Source organism: Rhodococcus sp. NPDC003382 (genome assembly GCF_053589135.1).
The window spans coordinates 116924-130862 of record NZ_JBSFRH010000008.1 but is presented as its reverse complement, the minus strand read 5'-3'; the positions used below and the strand labels follow the sequence as shown (position 1 = coordinate 130862).

The window sequence follows — 13939 nt, the reverse complement described above, 5'->3', positions numbered from 1 at the left end:
AGCATTCTGTGCGAAGACTTGCTTCGCCCACACAACTTTCGAGCAGTCGAAGGGTCACAGATGGGGCACGGTGGTGATGGACGGACGGCGGTGATGGAACAGACGACGTCGACGTCACCGATGCGACCGTCCGCCGCCGAAAAGTTATGGAAGAAGGCAGGTGTGAATTGCTCGGTGCGGGGCATCCTCCGGTATGGAACCGAATCGACGAAGTGGGAGCCCCGAGTCGATCCTCGGGGGCCGATTGCTTGCCTTCGCCGGTGACGGCGACATCGTAGGCCTGTCCCAGTACGTGACCGCGCTCGTGTACGGCGCGGCACCGGGTGACGCCTCGTACGACGACGTGCTCGAGTGGGTGGTCACCACGATCGCCGACGTGATCACCGACAAGATCGGGCCGATCGTCGACAGCGAGGTGGACGGGGTCACCGGCTTCGCGGTCACCTTGCGTACCCCGGACGGAATCCAGCTGGCGATCGACGACCTGCCTACCCCCGAACGACATGTGTGGAAGGCGATCGCCGAGGTCCTCGACGGAGACCTCCCGCGGGCGCACGGCACTCTCGCGCCCGTCGAACACGGAAGTGAGCCCGGGGAACAGGCGCATGCGCTGATCGAGGCCGTCAGCTGGCTCGACCGGCTGCTCGACCTTCCCGCACTGAACGGGCCGTACACGGTTCCCGAATAGGGAACACCTCGACGTCGTTCCCACGGGCTCGTGATCAAAGACGTTCTGCGCGTGGAGCGGTGGCCGACCTCGGAATCTCGACAACCGACCGCTCGGTCGAATCCTGCGTCCGCACCGGCTTCACGCCGATCAACGTTCGGCAGTCCGGTGTGACGAGCCAGATCCGGCCCGCGTGCTCGACCTCGAACAGTCCGTCCGCACGTCGGGTGACGATGCCAGCCGGAAGCTGGGCAGCGCAGGAGCGTACAGCTGCGTGAAGTTCCTCGTCGGGGGCCTCCAACAGGCCCTCGATCTTGGCGAAGGACCGCTGAACGCGCGCGGTCAGATACACCTCGGAGGCATCGAAGACGTCCGCGAACCGCTCCGGGGGCACCGGTTCTCCCGGCTCCCGGCGCGGGACGGCCGACGGCCGCCGCGGAATGTGGCGCCGGAAGCGTGAGGGAACATGGCTCTTGACCTGTTCCCAGGTGCGCTCCCGGTGGACGGTGGAGTAGGCCGTGATGGCCGTCCGGTCGGGGGAGAGCACCAGGTCGTAACCCTGACGGGACAACCGCACGAATCCGTTCGCGGAGGTGCTGGAGGCGGACTTGACGAGGAAGTCCTCGAGCATGGAGCGCAGCTGCACCTCGGCGCTGCGCGCACTCCCGCCGTGATGGAACCGGAAGCTGTCCACGGCTCGGGTCGTGACATGGACACCGGGAATCTCGTCGAGAGTCACATCGGTGATCTCAACCGGCGAGGCGCGGATGTGGGTGTCGGTCCCGCGCGGGGACCCGTGGGTTTCCGGAGCCGCCGACGTGTTCGGGCGGACGAAGCCGGCGCAGTCGTCCTGACGGCACCAGCCGTCGAGGTACTCGGTGACGTTGGTGCAGGCGGTGCCGTCCCGGTGAAAACGCGTGCAGCGGGTCATGAAGTGAATTGTGCCGAGAACCACCGACATTCGGAAGCGTGGTTCTCGGCACGATTCGGCTGGGGCCGGGTGGCCGGGGAAGGCCTCAGGCCGCGACCTCGACCCCCAGCGCCTCGAGCAGGATGCGACGGTACTCGGCGGTCTCCACGACCCGCGAGGCGCGCGGATGCGGGAGATCGACGGTCAGTTCCACCGCGAGTCGGCCGTGGTCGAGCACGATGATCCGGTCGGCGAGGGCGATGGCCTCGTCGACGTCGTGGGTCACCAGCAGCACCGCCGGCTGATGCTTGGCGCACAGCTCCTGGAGCAGCCCGTGCATCTTGATCTTCGTGAGCGCGTCGAGCGCACCGAACGGCTCGTCGGCCAGCAGCAGCTCGGGTTCCCGCACGAGCGACCGGGCAAGCGAAACTCGTTGCTGCTCACCGCCGGACAGCTCGTTCGGCCACGCCTTCTCCCGGCCCGCGAGACCCACCTCGGCGAGGGCCTTGCGGCCGCGCTCGGCGGCGTCGGACCCGTCGAGGCCGAGGATCACGTTGTCGAGCACCCGCGCCCACGGCAGCAGCCGCGAATCCTGGAACACGACCGCACGCTTCTTCGGCACCTCGATCGTGCCGGAACCGGGGACGCCGTGGTCGAGTTCGGCCAGCGCCCGCAGCAGCGTGCTCTTGCCGGATCCGGAGCGCCCGAGCAGGGCGACGAATTCGCCGGCGCGGATCTCGAGGTCGATGCCCTGCAGGACCGCGCGTCCGTCGAAGCCGCGGGCCAGGCCCGAGGTGCGGACGGTCAGCTTCCGATCGTCTTGCGCCATGCCAGCGCCTTCCTTTCTGCCGAACGGACCAGCAGGTCGCTGCCGAATCCGAGGATCGCGTAGACGACGAGGCCGACGATGATGACGTCGGTCATGCCGTAGTTGCGGGCCTGGTACATCAGGTACCCGATGCCGCTCGAGGCGTTGACCTGCTCGACGACCACCAGTGCCAGCCACGCGATGGTCACCGCCAGGCGCAGGCCGGTGAAGAAGCCGGGCAGTGCCCCCGGCAGGGCGATCCGCCGGATGAACTGGGCCCGCGACAGATCCAGTGTTTCGGCCAGTTCGACGAAGCGGGAGTCGATTCCACGCAGCGCCGAGTAGGTGTTGATGTAGACCGGGACGAACACCGACAGCGCGATGAGGAGGATCTTCATCTCCTCGCCGATGCCGAACCACAGGATCGCGAGCGGCATCAGGGCGAGGGTCGGGATCGACCGCTTGATCTGCACCGGGCCGTCGATCAGCGCCTCGCCGATGCGGGACAGACCCGCGATCAGTGCCAGGGCCAGACCGAGAGCGACGCCGATGACGCCGCCGATCAGGGCGCGCTGGACGGACGTCCACAGGTTGGACTGCAGGCGTCCGTCGGCGATCAGATCACCCGCGGTGGTGACGACCGTCCACGGTTCGGACAGGGTCTTCGGGTCGAGCACCCCCGTCGCCGACGCGATGATCCAGATCACCAGCAGCAGAACCGGTCCGATCGCGAGACCGAACTTGATGGGCTTGCCCGGAGCGAGACGACTGCGGGTGTTGCGCGGCTGCAGATCGGGCCCGCCGGTGCGTTCGGGCTTCTGGTCGGTGTCGGCATCGCCGGCCAGACCACTACCGAAACGCCGGGGTTCGACGACGGAGGTGCTCATCGACCTTGTCCTTTCGACTCGTCGGGTCCGGTCAGACGCCGGCCGACGCGAGTTCGCGCGCGTACTGGCTCGCCGGACGGGGCAGACCGTAGTGGTCGCGCAGGGTGGTGCCCGAGTACTCGGTGCGGAACAGGCCCCGCTCCTGCAGGATCGGCACGACCGTCGAGATGAACGCCTCGAGGCCCTGCGGGTACTGCGGCGGCATGATGTTGAAGCCGTCCGCGGCACCGCCCCGGAACCACTGCTCGATGGTGTCCGCGATCTGAACCGGCGTTCCCGCAACGACATTGTGGCCGCGCGCCCCGGCGAGCTTGTGCAGCAGCTGGCGCAGCGTGGGCTGCTCCCGCTCGACGATCTTCGCGAAGACCAGCCGGCGGCTGTTGTTGTTGTCGGTGATATCGCCGGAGCCGGCGAACAATTCGACCGGCACCTTCTCGTCGAGCCCGAGACCCGAGATGTCGATGCGACCCATCTTCTGCAGCTGGCCGACACCGTATTCGACGATGGTGAGCTCGTTGAACTCGCGGTGCAGATCCTTGGCCTCGGCCTCGGTGGCGCCGATGAACGGGCTCAGACCCGGAAGGATCTTCACGTGATCGGGGTTGCGGCCGAAACCGGCTGCGCGAGTCTTGATGTCGCTGTAGAAGGCCTGCGCGTCCTCGATGCGCTGATGGGCGGTGAAGATCGCCTCGGCATAGGTGGACGCGAAATCGCGTCCGTCGTTGGAGGATCCGGCCTGCACGAGCACCGGACGACCCTGCGGGGAACGCGCGGAGCCGAACGGGCCGCGCACCTTGACGTACTCGCCTTCGACATCTATGCGGTGGATCTTGTCGGTGTCGGCGTAGACGCCGGCTTCCTTGTCGATGACGAGGGCGTCGTCCTCCCACGAATCCCACAGCTTGATCGCGGCGTCGACGAATTCCCGTGCGCGGGCGTAACGCTGGTGGACATCGGGGTGATCGGTGAGGCCGAAGTTCGCTGCCGCCGCGTCGGTCGCGGTGGTCACGATGTTCCACGCGGCGCGACCGTTGGAGATGTGGTCGAGCGAGGAGAACAGGCGGGCGAGGTTGTAGGGCTCGTAGTAGGTGGTCGACGCGGTCGCGATCAGACCGAGGTGCGAGGTGACCGTCGCCATCGCCACGAGCGTGGTGATCGGCTCGAGACCGTAGTCGGGGCGGTACTTCACCTCGGTGCGCAGGGCGGGGCCGTCGGCGAAGAACACGGCGTCGAGCTTCGCGCTCTCGGCGAGGCGGGCGAGCTCCTGGAAGTAGGTCACGTCGTAGATGCGCTCGGGCACGCTGCCGGAGTGGCGCCACGAGGCCTCGTGGTGGCCGGTCGGGTAGATGAAGGCGTTGAGGTTGAGCTGGCGGTTCGTCATGTCGAATTCCCCTCGGAAAGATCAGCTGCGGGTGTGGGCGGCGCCGGACTCGGCGACTGCGGCGGTGACGACCTCGTCGAAGCGCAGGTCGAAGGCGTCGGCGGCCTCGACCGGCTTGGGCAGTTCGCCGGCGGCATCGATCACGTCGATGGTGTGCTGCTGGATCGCGATGAGATCCTCGTCGAGATGCGGGAAGGTGGTGATCCCGGCGGTGTCGAGGATGCGCTGTCCGTCCTCGACCGTCAGGCCCTGGCTCTTCACGAAGTAGGTGTCGATGTACGCGTCGCGGTTGTCGTTGGCCCATGCGACGGACTTGATGTACGCGGTGACGTAGGCGCGGATCGCCGCGGCGGTCGCCGGGTCGGACAGAGCCTTCTTGCTCGAGTAGAGGTAGGAGATGCCCTCGCTGAGGTCCTCGATCTCGGGACGCGGCAGCGACGTCGCACCCGGGGTCTGCATGTAGCGGGAGAAGACCGGCTCGCTCATCGGAGCGGCGTCGATCTGGTTGGAGCGCAGTGCATCCGGGAAGTCCGGCAGCGACATCGGAACGAGCTCGACGTCGTCGACCGAGAGGCCGGCCTTGTCGAGGCCACGGAGCACGAAGGCCTGCTGCGAGGTGCCCTCGGCGTAGCCGATCCGCTTGCCCTTCAGATCCGCGAGGGACTTGATGTCCGAAGCATTCGGGGCGATGCCCATGTTGAGGCCGTTGTTAGTCTGCATGGCCGTGACGACCTGCACGTCGTCACCGGCGACCAGGGACTGGACGGTCATGATCTCGCCGGCCCACGCGACGTCGACCGCGTCGGCGCGGAACGCCTCGAGGATCGAGGGCGCACCCTGGAAGGTCGCGAACTCGTACTCGAACGGCAGCGTGTCGAGCTGTCCGGAGCCGGTGAGGAGGGACAGCTGCCGTTCACCCTGGTCCGCGATGACGAGCTTGGTGCCCGCGGGGATCTCGGTGGGCAGCGGTCCCTCGGCGGCCGGTGAATCGCCGGAGGAACCGGATCCACAGGCGGCAACCGCCGTCATGACGAGGGCGACAGCGGCTGTGAATCCAGCACGACGTAGGCGAGACATACGAAGCCTTCTCTTTCCAGCGATGAACAGGGACGGGCGACCGGGAGGACCGGGCCCGATGACCATCCTGGGGAAGAGATCGTTACCGGAACAGAATTATCGTCAGCGTGATCAAAAGGCGTGCTTCCCGCACGTCGGGGGTGTGAACGGCCTCGCTTCCCCGTCGGACAGCCGCGCGCGGCCGGCTGCGCGCCGCTGTCGTATCGCTCGGCGGATCCCGGCTCGCGTCGAGCTGCGGGTGACGGAATTGTGACAGCGGCCACCCCCGCGCGCTAAGTTTGGTGTTACTCGGAAAACTACTCACCGGTAGGGGTGCGATATGCCTGCTCCCAGCGCTGCGACCTTCACGCGGCTCGCGGACCTCATTGCCATCGACGACGTCGCGCAGCGGACCACGCGTCCGGTCGTGGAGGCATTCAGCGGCCGGGAGATCGCTTCGATCCCGGTCGGCACCGCAGACGACGCGAAGACCGCGATCGAGCGTGCCCGCATCGCGCAGGCGGCGTGGGCGGCCAGGCCGGTCGCCGACCGCGCACGCATCTTCCACCGCTACCGCGACCTCGTGCTGCGCCGGCGCGAGCAACTGATGGACATGGCGCAGGCCGAGACCGGCAAGTCCCGCGCGTCCGCGCAGGAGGAGGTCGTCGACATCGCGATCACCGCCCGCTACTACGCGCGCACCGCCGAGAAGCTGCTGCGCCCGCACCGCGCCACCGGCATGCTGCCCGGACTGACCAAGACCGTCGTGCGGCATCATCCGAAGGGTGTCGTCGGTGTCATCGCGCCGTGGAACTACCCGATGACCCTCGCGGTGTCCGACGCGATCCCGGCGCTGCTCGCCGGCAACGCCGTCGTCCTCAAGCCGGACAGCCAGACCCCGTACTGCGCGCTCGCGTGCGTCGAACTACTCTACGAGGCCGGACTGCCGCGCGATCTGTTCGCGGTCGTGCCCGGGCCCGGCTCCGTCGTCGGGACCGCCCTCGTCGAGAACACCGACTATCTGATGTTCACCGGATCGTCGCAGACCGGCCGGATCCTCGCCGAGCAGGCAGGGCGCCGCCTCATCGGCTTTTCCGCCGAACTCGGCGGCAAGAACCCCATGATCGTCACCGCCGGCGCGAACCTCCGCGAGGTCACCGACGCCGCCGTGCGCGCGTGCTTCTCGAACTCCGGCCAGCTGTGCATCTCCATCGAGCGCATCTACGTCGAGAAGTCCATCGCCCCCGAGTTCACGCGCATGCTCGGCGACCGCGTCCGCAAGATGACGCTCGGCCCCGGTTACGAGTTCGGGATCGAGATGGGCTGCCTGATCAACGAAACGCAGGTCAAGACCGTGTCGTCGCACGTCGACGACGCGGTGGTCAAGGGTGCGACCGTCGTCGCCGGTGGCAAGGCGCGTCCCGATCTGGGACCGCTGTTCTACGAACCGACCGTGCTCACCGACGTCCCCGAGGACGCCGAGTGCTACCGGGAGGAGACGTTCGGTCCGCTCGTGTCGGTGTACCCGGTGGAGAACGTCGAGGAGGCGATCCGTCGCGCCAACGACACCGAGTACGGCCTCAACGCCTCGGTGTGGGCGGCGACCAAGGCGCAGGGCGAGGCGATCGCGGCTCGTGTCCGCGCCGGCACGGTCAACGTCGACGAGGGCTACGCGCCGGCGTGGGCGAGCACCGACGCGCCGATGGGCGGCATGGGCATCTCGGGTGTCGGCCGTAGGCACGGAGCGGACGGGTTGCTCAAGTACACCGAATCGCAGACGGTCGCGACCACGCGGATCCTCAACCTCGGCGGGCCGCGCGGACTGCCGCCGAAGCTGTGGAACAAGATCATTCCGCCGTTCATCCGGTCGCTGCAGTGGCTGCCGGGTAGGTAGCCGCCGACGGCGTGCGGCTCTTGGGCCGTAGTCGCTTTCAGTACAGGCCCCGCCGGTCCCTGTCGGGTGGAACCGAATCGACAGGTCCGGCGGGGACGGCACGGTCTTCCGTGTCGAGACCCGTCCTCGGTCCACGCGCATTTCGATTTCAGTGCACGGCCACAACGAACGCAACCCGCGATTCCCGGTGATTCACTAGACTTCGCTTCGATCGGTTTTCGCCGGACGGAGCAGCCATGAAGCTGAGAGCGGTGGCGCAGAACCCCATCGAATCGATCTTGAAGCGGCTGAACGTGGTTCCGGTGCCGCTGCTCGAAACGCAGATGGCGTTCACCCTGTCTCGTGTGGTCATGGCGGCCACAAAACTGGGCGTGTTCGATGCGCTGGCCGCCGGCCCGCTGCCGGCGGCACGGGTCGCCGACGAATGCGACACCAGCCGGATCGGCACCGAGAAGTTGCTGTTCGCTCTCGCCGGCGCCGGGTATCTCGACGCCTCCGACGGCGAGTACGCGTTGACACCGGTCTCGCGGAAGTGGCTGGTCACGGCCAGTTCCCACTCGCTGGCGGACAAGATGTTGTTCCAGTTCCTCGAGTGGGACTGGCTGGCGCGCACGGAAGACTATGTCCGGACCGGCGATCCCCTGGACGTCCACACCGCGATGACCGCCGACGCCGACTGGGACCTCTACCAGCGTGGGATGCGCGCGATGGCTTCCACCCCCGCCCGTGAGCTGGTGCGACGTCTCGAACTGCCCAGGGGTGCCCGTGCCATGCTCGACATCGGTGGATCCCACGGCTACTACTCGGTGGCCCTGTGCCGTAAGCACAAGCGTTTGCGGTCCGTGATCCTCGATCTGCCCGAGGCGGTGGCGCAGGCCGCGCCCATCCTGGCCGCCGAAGGGATGGGAGATCGGGTGGTGCACCGGGCCGGGGACGCCCTCACGGCCGATCTGGGCGAAGACGCCTACGACCTCGTTCTCGTCTCCGGGCTCGTGCACCACTTCTCGGACGAGCAGAACCGTGAACTCGCCGGCCGTGTTTCCCGCGCTCTGCGTCCGGGCGGCGTGCTTGCCGTGCAAGACATCTTCCGGCCGTCCACCCCGAAGCAGGCGGGTCAGATCGGCGCCCTGCTCGAGTTCTATTTCGCGCTCACCAGTCAGTCCGGAACGTGGTCGATCGAGGACATGACCCGCTGGCAGCAAGAGGCGAACCTGCAACCCCGCAAGCCCATCCGCTATCGCACCGTTCCCGGTACCGGTATCCAGGCGGCCGTCAAACCTCGCTGATCGAGAATCCTTGCCCGGCAAAGTATTCGGGCAATGGGACAAGCAATGACCGCGTGCGTGAACGCCCGTCTCGGCGGCGAGTGTCGCGACCGCTCAGGAACCGGTGGTCGCGGCCTCCACCGGAAGCTCCTTCCGGCGCTCGATCGTGGTGGCCAGCGGCTTCTCCACGACGAAGCACAGCAGCACCATCGAGAGCAGAGCGAGCGGGCTGATCCACAGGAAGATCGGGGTGAGTGCCTCGTTGTACGCCTCGACGACCGTCAGCCGCGCGGCGTCGGGAAGTTGCCGGACGGCCTGGGGCGTCAGGGAATCGGCGACGACGCCGGCCGGGGCGCGTTCGGCGATGAGCGTGGCCACCCGGCTCGCGAAGACGCTGCCGACGACGGCGGAGCCCAGCGTTGCGCCGATCTGCCGGAAGTAGTTGTTGCCCGCGGTCGCGGTGCCGACCTCTTCGATGGGGAACGAGTTCTGGACGACGAGGACCATGAGCTGCCCGGTCATGCCCAAGCCCACCCCGACGACGGCGAGGAAACAGCACAGCACCCACAGCGCGGTGTCGACGGTGAGCAGCGACAGCAATGTCAGTCCGGCCGCGATCAGCACCGAACCGATCATCGGGATGATCTTGTAGCGGCCGGTGTTGCTCACCACGCGGCCGGCGATGGTGGAGGTGAGGAACAGCGACCCCATCATCGGGAGCATGAGCAGGCCGGCTTCGGTGGCGCTGACCCCGGCGACCATCTGCAGGTAGGTCGGCATATATCCGGCGACACCGAAAAGCGCGACACTCACGAGCAGACCGGACACGGTGATGAGGTCGAAGTTGCGGTCGCGGAACAGGTGCAGCGGCAGCACGGGTTCGGTGGCGCGGGACTCGACGAACACGAACAGCGCCGCGGCGGCGACGGTGCCGGCGATCAGGACGAGGATCGTCGGGGACGTCCACGCGTACGTCGTGCCGCCCCACGTGCCGATCAGCACGATGCCGGTGGTGGTGACGGACAGGACCGCCATGCCGGCGACGTCGATCGACGGGCGGGGGCCGGTTCTCGCAGGCAGTCGCAGGAACACGATCGCCGCGGTCGCGGCGAGCAGGCCGAGCGGCACCGTGATCCAGAAGACCCACCGCCAGCCCGGGCCCTCGGTGAACCAGCCGCCGAGCAGCGGGCCGGCCACCGACGACAGCGCGAACACGCCGCTCATGATGCCCATGTACCGGCCGCGTTCGCGGGCCGGGATGACGTCGGCGATCGCGGCCTGCGACAGGATCATCAGACCGCCGCCGCCGACACCCTGGATCGTGCGGCCGACGATGAGCCAGGTGATGTCGCCGGCGGTCGCGCTCACGACCGAGCCGACGAGGAAGACACCGATTGCGCCGAGCAGCAACGGCTTTCGGCCGAAGAGATCGCCGAGTTTGCCGTACGCGGGCATCATGATCGTCGACGCGAGGATGTAGACGGTGATGACCCACAGCATGAGGTCGGCGCCGTGCAGTTCGCCGACGATCGTCGGCAGCGCGGGGTTGAGCACGGTCTGGTTCAGCGAGGCCAGCAGCATGGTGAGCATGAGCCCGGCGAACAGGAACACCAGCCCGCGGGGTGACTGGGAAGCGGGGGTGTCACCCGAAGTTTCGGCCATGGAAATTTACATTACTGCAAAAATAGACGCAGTTGAATCGTTCCGTGCACCCTGAGCAGATGTCCACCGACGACGCGTTCACGATCGCTAGCCTTCACAGGTGACCGCCGACCTGCACGTCCTCACCCAGTCACTGGTCGGTGTGCTCGTCCTCGTCGTCGTGGCCACCGCGGTGCTGTGGGCGTACGGGGTTCCGCACCGCTTCGCGCCCGCACTCGCGATCGCGCGCGGGGCCGTCCAGCTCGCTCTCATCAGTCTCGTGCTCAGCGGTGTCATCACCGACGGTCTCTGGGTGGCGGTCGTCCTCGGGGTGATGTTCGCGGTGGCAACGTGGACCGCGACGCGCCGAATCGGCCGCGGCACCGCCACACTCGGGATCGTCGCGGTCGCGATCCTGGCCGGTGCGGGGGTGGCCCTGGCGATCGTGTTCGCGACCGGCGCCATCGAACTGTCGCCCCGCTACGCACTCGCCATCGGCGGCATCGTCATCGGCAACGCCATGACCGTCGCGGCCCTGGCCGGGCGGCGCTTCCTCGAGATCGTCGACAGCCGCTGGGAGGAGGTCGAGGGATGGCTCGCGCTCGGCGCCACCCCGCGGCAGTCGACGGCCGAACTCACCCGGGTCGCGGTGCACGCCGCGCTGATCCCGGCGACCGATCAGACCAAGACCACCGGCCTGGTGACGCTGCCCGGCGCGTTCGTCGGCGCGATCTTCGGGGGCCTGTCGCCGCTCGAGGCCGGACGGTTCCAGATCATGGTGCTCGCGTCGATCATGGCCGCCGCAGCGATCACCGCGGTCGTCGTCGCGCGCGGTCTCGGTCCGGTCCGCTCGCGGCCGACCGTCCCGGCCTGACCGCGCTCAACGGGACGCCGTCGCCCGGAACCCGGTCACTTCCCGGAACACCTCGAGCGCCCGGTCGACGAGTGTCTCGACGTCGGCCTCCGGTTCCGCGATCGACGAGCGCATAGCGAACCGGATGATCGAGCCCGCCGACAGGACCAGCATCTGCGCGGCCTCGCGGGTGCCGACACCGCCGGTGACGGCGCGATCCGACTCGGCCAGTTTCTCCGCAACCAGATCCGACACCAGCGACTGCGCGGTGTCGACGTGCGCCATGCGGCGGCGCGCCAGCTCCGGATGACGGCAGGTGAGCTCGGCGTTCCGTTCGCGCTGCTCGGGACCGGGGCCGGAACTCTGCAGCACGTCGAACAGCAGGCGGGTGACCTTCTCGACGGCGTCCTCGTCGGCGCCGAGGGTGAACTCGGCCGCGGTGCGCTCGTCGATCGCCGGGGCGCGCAACCCGAGGACGGCGTCCTCCTTCGACGCGAAATAGTTGAAGAACGTCCGTGCGGAGACATCGGCCTCCGCAACGATCGACTCGATCGTCACGTCGGAGAGCCGGTCGTGGGCGAGCGCCGCGGCGGCCGCCGCCGAATGGATCGCGGTCCACGTCCGAGCCCGCTTGCGCGAACGCAGCGAGAGCTTCGGCCCGGTATCGGTCACGAGAGTCCTCCAGCCATCGGTATCACCGTAGTGCAGTGCCGCGGCGTTGTGGCCACGGTGCAGCGGTTATGCCGCTGCGGGTGCGCGCCGGTCCTCGGGCAGTCGAACGGACTCGCGGCGCGCGACGTGCCGCAGCAGCGGAATGCTCCCGGCTCCGGCGACCAGCGGGAACCAGTAGGTGCACAGGCGGTAGATCGCGACGGCGGCGGCGGCCGGTCCGGCGTCGAACCCCAGCGCGACGAGACCGGCGACCAGGCCGGCCTCGACGATGCCGATGCCGCCCGGAGTCAACGGGATCTGCCGGGCCACCTGCGTCGCCACGTGCAGCGTGGCGAGGGAGGCGACCCCCGCCTCGATACCGACGGCGAGACATGCCGCGATCAGGCACAACAGGTCGAACATCCATTTCGCGGTGGTCAGTGCGAACACCCGGTGCCACACCCTCCGCGGGAGCCGGGCGACCTCGGCGAGCGTGTTCGCGAGCTTCGCCTTCCAACCGGCATCCGGGGGGATTTCGACGGTCGGGGCGGGCGCGCGTCGCCGGGCCACCTCGGCGGCGGCCACGACCACGGCGATCCCGGCGGCGACGCATGCCGCGAGGACGACGTGGAGCACGTCGTCGACCATCCACTCGGCCAGCCGCGGACTGACGGTCGCCGAATAGACCACGCCCAGGGCCAGCATCGACACCCCGGCGGACAAGGTCAGCGCGACCACCGCGTGACCGGGCGTCAGGCCCGCGAACGTGAGCCAGCGGTAGTTGTAGCCCGCCGCGAACGCGCCACCGGCGGGCAGTCCCTGCGTCACGGCGGTGGACGCGTAGGTCACCAACTCCGAGCGGCGCCGAGACATCTCACCCCCGAACGCCGAGACCACGACGTTCTGCAGGCGGGCCAGCATGTGCATCGCGACCATCTGGACGGCAAGCGCCCCGATCACCCACTGCACCTGAGCGTCGAGCACGGCGTCGCGGATCGTGGACAGGGCGGGAAGCTGGGCGCGGAGGATCCAGGCGGCCGCGGCGACGACCGCGAGCCCGACGAATACACGTGTCGCGGGGTGCCGGGCCACGGTGCGCAGCCTCGAGCGGCGGCGAGTCTGCGCTGCCGTCGTCGCGGTTCTCGGCATCGGGTCGTCTCCTGGATCGGTCGGCCGATCGTAACTCTGCAGCGGTGCAATCTTTTATTTCTGTGACATTTCATACGACCGCCGGGGGGTCGCACGGTTCCGGTACCGAACACCGGGTATCCAGCAGGTATGGCCAAACATCCCGGGGCCGAGCAGTACCTGCCGGCGAGCACCGACCTCGACGCCCTCGCGTCCGCGGCCGCCGGATGCCGCGGCTGTGATCTGTACCGATACGCGGGTCCCACCGTCTTCGGGGACGGACCCGCGACCGCGCGGCTGCTGCTCGTCGGCGAACAACCCGGCGACCAGGAGGACCGCGCCGGCGAGCCCTTCGTCGGGCCCGCCGGGCACCTGCTCGACCGTGCCCTCGAGAAGGCCGGGATCGACCGCGGCGACGTCTACGTCACCAACGCCGTCAAACACTTCAAGTTCGCCCGCGAGGCCGGCGGCAAGCGGCGCATCCACAAGAAGCCGTCGCGCGGCGAGGTGATCGCGTGCCGGCCGTGGCTGTTCGCCGAACTCGAAGCGGTCCGCCCCGACGTGCTGGTGTGCCTCGGGGCGACGGCCGCGCAGGCACTGCTCGGCCCGTCCTTCCGGATCACCGAACATCGCGGCCAGGTCCTGCACGCCGACCCCGAACTGAAGCTGCCGTCCGACCCGCAGATCATCGCGACCGTGCATCCGTCGGCGATCCTGCGGATGCGCACCGGCCGCGACGACGCGCTCGAATCCCTGGTCCGCGATCTGCGGCGCGCGGCGAGTCTCGTCGGCTGAAGT

General features: G+C 68.4%; 13 protein-coding genes. 5 read left to right on the top strand and 8 right to left on the bottom strand.

Features of this window, described 5'->3' with window-relative positions; all coding sequences use genetic code 11:
- The first annotated feature begins 193 nt into the window (after positions 1-193).
- On the top strand, positions 194-688 hold the full coding sequence (locus ACWDUD_RS08445) for a hypothetical protein (protein ID WP_450109036.1): 495 nt from the start codon (positions 194-196) through the stop codon (positions 686-688).
- 34 nt (positions 689-722) lie between these two features.
- Here the strand turns inward: ACWDUD_RS08445 and ACWDUD_RS08440 are convergent, their stop codons facing one another.
- The 5 genes from ACWDUD_RS08440 to ACWDUD_RS08420 all read right to left on the bottom strand — a co-directional run bounded on the left by ACWDUD_RS08440 (position 723) and on the right by ACWDUD_RS08420 (position 5682).
- Positions 723-1598: a hypothetical protein gene (locus tag ACWDUD_RS08440; protein ID WP_450109035.1), complete on the bottom strand. Its 876-nt coding sequence runs from the start codon at positions 1596-1598 to the stop codon at positions 723-725.
- Between the two features lie 85 nt (positions 1599-1683).
- Positions 1684-2406: an ABC transporter ATP-binding protein gene (locus tag ACWDUD_RS08435; protein WP_248675589.1), complete on the bottom strand. Its 723-nt coding sequence runs from the start codon at positions 2404-2406 to the stop codon at positions 1684-1686.
- Entirely contained in the window at positions 2382-3272 is an 891-nt protein-coding gene (locus ACWDUD_RS08430) for an ABC transporter permease (RefSeq protein WP_450109034.1), read from the bottom strand. Before ACWDUD_RS08430 ends, ACWDUD_RS08435 begins: the two co-directional genes overlap by 25 nt.
- Before the next feature lie 31 nt (positions 3273-3303).
- Entirely contained in the window at positions 3304-4653 is a 1350-nt protein-coding gene (locus ACWDUD_RS08425) for an LLM class flavin-dependent oxidoreductase (protein ID WP_450109033.1), read from the bottom strand.
- Positions 4654-4674: 21 nt separating this feature from the next.
- Positions 4675-5682: an ABC transporter substrate-binding protein gene (locus ACWDUD_RS08420; RefSeq protein WP_231611203.1), complete on the bottom strand. Its 1008-nt coding sequence runs from the start codon at positions 5680-5682 to the stop codon at positions 4675-4677.
- 367 nt (positions 5683-6049) lie between these two features.
- Between ACWDUD_RS08420 and ACWDUD_RS08415 the strand changes: the two genes are divergently transcribed.
- Together ACWDUD_RS08415 and ACWDUD_RS08410 are read left to right on the top strand one after the other, a co-directional pair.
- Complete coding sequence (locus ACWDUD_RS08415; RefSeq protein ID WP_450109032.1) at positions 6050-7603, top strand: succinic semialdehyde dehydrogenase; 1554 nt, start codon at positions 6050-6052, stop codon at positions 7601-7603.
- Between the two features lie 236 nt (positions 7604-7839).
- Positions 7840-8889: a methyltransferase gene (locus tag ACWDUD_RS08410; protein ID WP_450109031.1), complete on the top strand. Its 1050-nt coding sequence runs from the start codon at positions 7840-7842 to the stop codon at positions 8887-8889.
- 93 nt (positions 8890-8982) lie between these two features.
- On the opposite strand, the gene ACWDUD_RS08405 is transcribed toward ACWDUD_RS08410, so the two are convergent.
- On the bottom strand, positions 8983-10530 hold the full coding sequence (locus ACWDUD_RS08405) for an MDR family MFS transporter (protein ID WP_450109030.1): 1548 nt from the start codon (positions 10528-10530) through the stop codon (positions 8983-8985).
- Positions 10531-10630: 100 nt separating this feature from the next.
- On the opposite strand from ACWDUD_RS08405, the gene ACWDUD_RS08400 reads away from it, so the two are divergent.
- On the top strand, positions 10631-11383 hold the full coding sequence (locus ACWDUD_RS08400; RefSeq protein ID WP_450109029.1) for an ABC transporter permease: 753 nt from the start codon (positions 10631-10633) through the stop codon (positions 11381-11383).
- A gap of 6 nt (positions 11384-11389) precedes the next feature.
- On the opposite strand, the gene ACWDUD_RS08395 is transcribed toward ACWDUD_RS08400, so the two are convergent.
- Together ACWDUD_RS08395 and ACWDUD_RS08390 are read right to left on the bottom strand one after the other, a co-directional pair.
- On the bottom strand, positions 11390-12034 hold the full coding sequence (locus tag ACWDUD_RS08395; protein ID WP_450109028.1) for a TetR/AcrR family transcriptional regulator: 645 nt from the start codon (positions 12032-12034) through the stop codon (positions 11390-11392).
- A gap of 66 nt (positions 12035-12100) precedes the next feature.
- Complete coding sequence (locus ACWDUD_RS08390) at positions 12101-13162, bottom strand: lysylphosphatidylglycerol synthase transmembrane domain-containing protein (protein ID WP_197250646.1); 1062 nt, start codon at positions 13160-13162, stop codon at positions 12101-12103.
- Positions 13163-13291: 129 nt separating this feature from the next.
- Between ACWDUD_RS08390 and ACWDUD_RS08385 the strand changes: the two genes are divergently transcribed.
- Complete coding sequence (locus ACWDUD_RS08385; protein WP_450109027.1) at positions 13292-13936, top strand: UdgX family uracil-DNA binding protein; 645 nt, start codon at positions 13292-13294, stop codon at positions 13934-13936.
- Positions 13937-13939: the final 3 nt, after the last annotated feature.

Bases quoted from the DNA above. Each gene is read 5' to 3' on its own strand.
- ACWDUD_RS08430 (WP_450109034.1), bottom strand. From the start codon at position 3,272: ATGAGCACCTCCGTCGTCGAACCCCGGCGTTTCGGTAGTGGTCTGGCC.
- ACWDUD_RS08435 (WP_248675589.1), bottom strand. From the start codon at position 2,406: ATGGCGCAAGACGATCGGAAGCTGACCGTCCGCACCTCGGGCCTGGCC.
- ACWDUD_RS08390 (WP_197250646.1), bottom strand. From the start codon at position 13,162: ATGCCGAGAACCGCGACGACGGCAGCGCAGACTCGCCGCCGCTCGAGG.
- ACWDUD_RS08445 (WP_450109036.1), top strand. From the start codon at position 194: ATGGAACCGAATCGACGAAGTGGGAGCCCCGAGTCGATCCTCGGGGGC.
- ACWDUD_RS08415 (WP_450109032.1), top strand. From the start codon at position 6,050: ATGCCTGCTCCCAGCGCTGCGACCTTCACGCGGCTCGCGGACCTCATT.
- ACWDUD_RS08440 (WP_450109035.1), bottom strand. From the start codon at position 1,598: ATGACCCGCTGCACGCGTTTTCACCGGGACGGCACCGCCTGCACCAAC.
- ACWDUD_RS08410 (WP_450109031.1), top strand. From the start codon at position 7,840: ATGAAGCTGAGAGCGGTGGCGCAGAACCCCATCGAATCGATCTTGAAG.
- ACWDUD_RS08385 (WP_450109027.1), top strand. From the start codon at position 13,292: ATGGCCAAACATCCCGGGGCCGAGCAGTACCTGCCGGCGAGCACCGAC.
- ACWDUD_RS08405 (WP_450109030.1), bottom strand. From the start codon at position 10,530: ATGGCCGAAACTTCGGGTGACACCCCCGCTTCCCAGTCACCCCGCGGG.
- ACWDUD_RS08420 (WP_231611203.1), bottom strand. From the start codon at position 5,682: ATGACGGCGGTTGCCGCCTGTGGATCCGGTTCCTCCGGCGATTCACCG.
- ACWDUD_RS08425 (WP_450109033.1), bottom strand. From the start codon at position 4,653: ATGACGAACCGCCAGCTCAACCTCAACGCCTTCATCTACCCGACCGGC.